The following is a 3,211-nucleotide window of genomic DNA, read 5'->3' as shown; positions in this document are numbered from 1 at the left end:
GACTTGGCGTCCTCGAACATCGAGGTGAAGCGTGTTGGAGTGAATAGCAACTCTGTCTTGCCGAGTGTCCGAAGCATAATCGCCTGAAACTCTATAGAGCCTGGGGGATGCTTACCCCATCCGTCAACGGTCAACCCTTTGTCAGAGCGCCAACGGCCCAGCAACCAATCGGCGGGGCCGGAGGAAGGCGTTTTGGATGGCATCGATTGAGGTGACGAATTTCGACTTCTGGCCAAAAGCGGCCATCCGCTTTATAGCATCAGGCTCTACTTTCACACCCCGCAATGCGACGCGAGAGTTCGGAGCTGCGGGCCAGGAAGAAGCGATGCAGCTCGCGGGCATAGCCGCTGCCCACCGCTTGCTGGACAGAGGGACGCGCAGCGAGAGCGGCGCGCCAGGCCTGCACTTTTGGCAAATGTTCAAAGAATCCTGTTTCGCCCACGTCGTCCAGCACATCGAAATAACGAAACACCGGACCAAACACCGCGTCCACCATGCTGAAGGATGCTCCGGCGAAATAAGGGCCTCGATCCGGCAACACCGCCTCAAGCTGGGCAAGCCGGCGCCCAATATCTTCACGGTGCCGCGCCAGCGACGCCGCATCGGCCGCGTTGTAGAACGCGCCTATCGCATTGAGCAAGGCAGATCCGAACTCCATCCAGGCACGATGCTGTGCGCGCTTGAGGGCATCCGCGGGATGCAGGCGTGGCAACAGGGTGTCGTCCAGGTATTCGCAGATCACGGCCGATTCAAAAATCGCATCGTCATCTACCCGTAGCACCGGCGTCTTGCCCAGCGGCGAGATCGCCTTGAACCAGTCGGGCTTGTTGGCGAGGTCGACGTTGATTCGCTCGAAGGCGACGCCTTTTTCCGCGAGCACGATGGCTGCGCGCTGCACGTAGGGGCACAGGGTGTGGCTGATGAGGGTGAGCTTCATGGTGATGTCTTTCAGCGCAGATCAGCGCAGCACCAGCAGGCGGCTGCGGCGCGCGGCCCAGGCGCCGTCACCCAGCAGCCATTGGGCGAGCGAGGCGACCAGCAGAAAGAGCGGGTATTCCCAGCCGCCCTTGGGGCTGGTAAACACCCAGCCGTTGGGCCAGTGCACCCAGACGACCACCAGCAGCACCGGCGCCAGCAGCAGCGATGCCTGGCGGCCATAAAAGCCCAGCAGAAGCGCCGCGCCGCCGGCCAGCTCCACTGCCACGACAACGTAGGCCATGAAGCCGGGCAGGCCGACCGATTCAAAAAACAGCGCCGTGCCGGGCAGGGTGAAGACGAAGATTTTGAGCAGCGCGTGGGTGACCCACATGGTGCCAAGGGCCAGGCGCAGCAGGGTGGCGCCGTGGCTGGCGCTGGAGGTTTCGGAGGTTTCGATGGTCATGGTGTAAAGCCCGGCGAAGGGCGTAGCGTTGAAGGAGCCGCCACTTTACGATTGCAAAAATACAATGTAAATTGGCAATCATGAAACCATCTATTGCAAAAACGCAATACGCGCTGACGGCCTCTGACCTGGAAATTTTGCTGGCCATGGTGCGCGGCATGACGCTGGCCGAGGCCGCGCGGCGGCTGGGCGCGGATGCGTCCACGGTGTTCCGCTCGGTGCAGCGCATCGAAAAAAATCTGGGCCAGCGGCTGTTCGAAAGGTCGCGCCTGGGCTACCTGCCCACAGAGCCCATGCTGGGCCTGGTGCCGCATGCGGAGCGCGTGGAGGCCGAGCTTGAAGCGGTGCGCGCCAGCATGCAGCGGCCGCATGAAGGCGTTTCAGGCCTGGTGCGCCTGACCACGACTGACGCGGTATTGCGCGGGCTGGTGCTGCCTTCGCTCAAGCCGCTGCTGGCGCAGCATCCGCTGCTGCAGCTGGACATGCGCACCGGCAATGAACTCGTGAGCCTGAGCCGGCGCGACGCGGACCTGGCGCTGCGTGCAACACGCAAGCCACCCGACCACCTGGTGGGCCGCAAGCTTGGCACCGTGCGCTTTGTGCTGTGCGGGTCCAAAGCGCAAGCGAAGATGGCGTCGTCCAAAAAAATCCCCTTGCTTGATGCGCTGGCGAAACTGGACTGGATAGCGCCTGATGAATCGCTTCCGGAACACCCCTCGGTGCTGTGGCGGCGCAAGCAGTTGCCCAAGGTCACGCCGCGGCATTATGCGGACGGCATTGTGGCGGTGATGGATGCGATCAAGGCGGGGTTGGGGGTGGGCATTGTGCCGCGCTTCATGCTGGCGGGAGAGCCCGGGCTGGTGCCGCTGGCGGACACCCTGGCCGACTGCGAGTCAGACCTGTGGCTGCTGGCGCACGCGGAGTCGCGCCACCTGCGGAGAATTTCCGTGGTGTATGACCACTTTGCAAACAGCATCAGGCTGGCCTGATGCGGCGGGCCCCGGCGTCAAAACGCTGAAGTCCGGAAGACGACTTCCCCGCTGGGAACGTGCACGACGCGCACTTCCTGTCGCGTGGGGTCGGCCACACTTTTCACGGCCACCGCCACGGCCAGCGAATAGTCGGCGAAAAGATGGTTCGAGCTCGACGGCAGCAGGCTGCCTTCGGCCGGATCGACATTTTCAATGCGGTAGTCGTGCGGCGGTGCTTTAGCAGGTCTCATGATGCAAGCCCTCTCTGGTGAATGCCTCCATGGTAGGAGTTCATCCCGGCGCTGTGATGACAATCGCGCGTCAAAAACGTGACCATGAGTAAGCAAACGAAAACGCCTTTCGGCGTGGTCGCCTGCATTGGAGAAAGCTAAAGATGGGAAGGCGGCAGGTGTTGCACCATGCAGCGCGCAGGCCTTGAATTCATTGGCCAACCCGCAGAGCGCCTCGTATCAAGATGTACAGCACGATAAACACGATGAGACGAGGCTCGCAGGGGAAGCGGCCATTGCCTGGCAGGCAGCAATTCTCAGTGCAGGTCGCGCCTGGGATCGCGGTCGGAGAGCTCCAGGTTTTTCATCTCGACGGCCACCGACTTCAGCATGTCGAGCGCGGTCTCCGGCGTTTGCACAATGCCCAGCCAGCCGAACAGGTGGTGGCGCAGGAACAGCAGGATCTTGCCGGTCAACGGGTCGCAGGCAACCCAGTGCCGCGGGCTGTAGCTGGGCTCCAGCGCACTCAACGGTGGGCAGTCCAGCGGGTAGGGTGGGTCCATGTCGGCGCGCAAGCCGGCAAGGCTGGCGACGAGTTCTTCGAGTTCTTCGGCCTGCAACCTCAGGGG

The 3,211-nt window shown here is 62.6% G+C and carries 6 protein-coding genes; 1 reads left to right on the top strand and 5 read right to left on the bottom strand.

All coding sequences use genetic code 11. The annotated features are described in order from the left end of the window. The 3 genes from AC1D1X_RS19230 to AC1D1X_RS19220 all read right to left on the bottom strand — a co-directional run. Positions 1-203: hypothetical protein (locus AC1D1X_RS19230; RefSeq protein WP_477698913.1), on the bottom strand; the 203-nt coding region annotated here is incomplete at its 3' end. A gap of 56 nt (positions 204-259) precedes the next feature. Beyond that, on the bottom strand, positions 260-937 hold the full coding sequence (locus AC1D1X_RS19225; RefSeq protein WP_477671162.1) for a glutathione S-transferase family protein: 678 nt from the start codon (positions 935-937) through the stop codon (positions 260-262). A gap of 21 nt (positions 938-958) precedes the next feature. Then, positions 959-1,381, bottom strand: a complete 423-nt coding sequence (locus tag AC1D1X_RS19220; RefSeq protein WP_477671161.1) for a DoxX family protein — start codon at positions 1,379-1,381, stop codon at positions 959-961. A gap of 80 nt (positions 1,382-1,461) precedes the next feature. On the opposite strand from AC1D1X_RS19220, the gene AC1D1X_RS19215 reads away from it, so the two are divergent. Further along, on the top strand, positions 1,462-2,370 hold the full coding sequence (locus AC1D1X_RS19215; RefSeq protein ID WP_477671160.1) for a LysR family transcriptional regulator: 909 nt from the start codon (positions 1,462-1,464) through the stop codon (positions 2,368-2,370). A 17-nt stretch (positions 2,371-2,387) separates the two neighbouring features. Here AC1D1X_RS19215 and AC1D1X_RS19210 read toward each other — a convergent pair whose 3' ends face one another. Together AC1D1X_RS19210 and AC1D1X_RS19205 are read right to left on the bottom strand one after the other, a co-directional pair. Next, positions 2,388-2,603 carry a hypothetical protein gene (locus AC1D1X_RS19210; RefSeq protein ID WP_477671159.1) on the bottom strand — a complete coding sequence of 72 codons (216 nt, stop codon included), beginning with the start codon at positions 2,601-2,603 and terminating at the stop codon, positions 2,388-2,390. A 296-nt stretch (positions 2,604-2,899) separates the two neighbouring features. Then, on the bottom strand, positions 2,900-3,211 hold a 312-nt coding region (locus AC1D1X_RS19205), incomplete at its 5' end, for a hypothetical protein (protein ID WP_477698912.1).

The sequence above is a fragment of the Polaromonas sp. P1_G4 genome (assembly GCF_056405475.1).
The sequence above is the reverse complement of the archived record's forward strand: the minus strand, read 5'-3'. Positions and strand labels throughout refer to the sequence as shown.

Bases quoted from the DNA above. Each gene is read 5' to 3' on its own strand.
- AC1D1X_RS19225 (WP_477671162.1), bottom strand. From the start codon at position 937: ATGAAGCTCACCCTCATCAGCCACACCCTGTGCCCCTACGTGCAGCGC.
- AC1D1X_RS19215 (WP_477671160.1), top strand. From the start codon at position 1,462: ATGAAACCATCTATTGCAAAAACGCAATACGCGCTGACGGCCTCTGAC.
- AC1D1X_RS19210 (WP_477671159.1), bottom strand. From the start codon at position 2,603: ATGAGACCTGCTAAAGCACCGCCGCACGACTACCGCATTGAAAATGTC.
- AC1D1X_RS19220 (WP_477671161.1), bottom strand. From the start codon at position 1,381: ATGACCATCGAAACCTCCGAAACCTCCAGCGCCAGCCACGGCGCCACC.